The 1,065-nt window shown below is 75.1% G+C and carries 2 protein-coding genes; both read left to right on the top strand.

Translation table 11 applies throughout. The annotated features are described in order from the left end of the window. Positions 1-606: 4Fe-4S dicluster domain-containing protein (locus M3185_RS16930; RefSeq protein WP_251334840.1), on the top strand; the 606-nt coding region annotated here is incomplete at its 5' end. Next, positions 603-1,065, top strand: a 463-nt coding sequence (locus M3185_RS16925) for a lactate utilization protein C (RefSeq protein WP_251334839.1), incomplete at its 3' end; no start/stop codon positions are given. The genes M3185_RS16930 and M3185_RS16925, both read left to right, overlap by 4 nt.

Here is a 1,065-nt window from a genome sequence, read left to right as displayed (position 1 = left end):
ATCCGCTGCTCCGCGTGCCTGAACGTGTGCCCGGTCTACGAGCAGACCGGCGGCCACGCCTACGGCTCGACCTACCCGGGCCCGATCGGGGCGATCCTGTCCCCGCAGCTCACCGGCATCACCTCCGCCGAGAACGCGTCCCTGCCCTACGCGTCCTCGCTGTGCGGGGCCTGCTACGACGTGTGCCCGGTGAAGATCAACATCCCGGAGATCCTCGTGCACCTGCGCGACGAGGACGTGCGCACCCGGCACGGGGAGCGCTCCGACGACGGCGCCGCCGCGGCACCGTCCCGGACCCGGCGCGGGCCGCGGGCCCCGTCCCAGATGGACCTGATGATGAAGGGCGCCTCCTTCGTCCTGTCCTCCGGCACGCGCGTGGCGCTCGCCGAGAAAGGGCTCCCGCTGGGCCGGGCCCTTGCCGGCCGGGACCGCGCGATCTCCTGGCTGCCCGGGGTGGTGGGCGGCTGGACCGAGCAGCGGGAGATCCCCGCCCCGCCCAGGCAGTCCTTCCGGAACTGGTGGGCCGGCCACGCCGGCGAGGCCGAGCAGCGCGCCGAGCAGGACGGGCTCCGGGACCACGCGGCCGACGAGGAGAGCGGGCGATGAGCACCGACGCGAAGACCGAGATCCTCGCCCGCATCCGCGCCGCGCTGCACGACGCCCCGGCGGCCCCCGAGGTGCGGCGCGACTACCGCGTCTCCTCGGACCGCCCGCGCGAGGAGATCCTCGAGATGCTCGAGGACCGGCTCCTCGACTACAAGGCCGGCGTCCACCACGAGACCGCCGCGTCCCTCCCCGAGAGGATCGCGAAGCTGCTCGGGGCGTCCGCCCGGTACGTGGTGCCCGCCGGGCTGGACCCCTCCTGGCTGCCGGAGGACACCGCCGCCTGGCATGCGATCGTGGACCCCGGCGACGCCCGCGAGCCCGCGGCCCTGGGGGTGCGCGAGCTCAACGCGGTGGACGCCGTGGTGACGTCCTCGACCGTCTCCTGCGCGGAGACCGGCACGATCTTCCTCACCGGCCGCCCCGAGGAGGGCCGGCGCGCCATCACCCTGGTGCCGGACC

Source organism: Kocuria rosea (genome assembly GCF_023715525.1).
Taxonomy (GTDB): domain Bacteria; phylum Actinomycetota; class Actinomycetes; order Actinomycetales; family Micrococcaceae; genus Kocuria; species Kocuria rosea_A.
The sequence above is the reverse complement of the archived record's forward strand: the minus strand, read 5'-3'. Positions and strand labels throughout refer to the sequence as shown.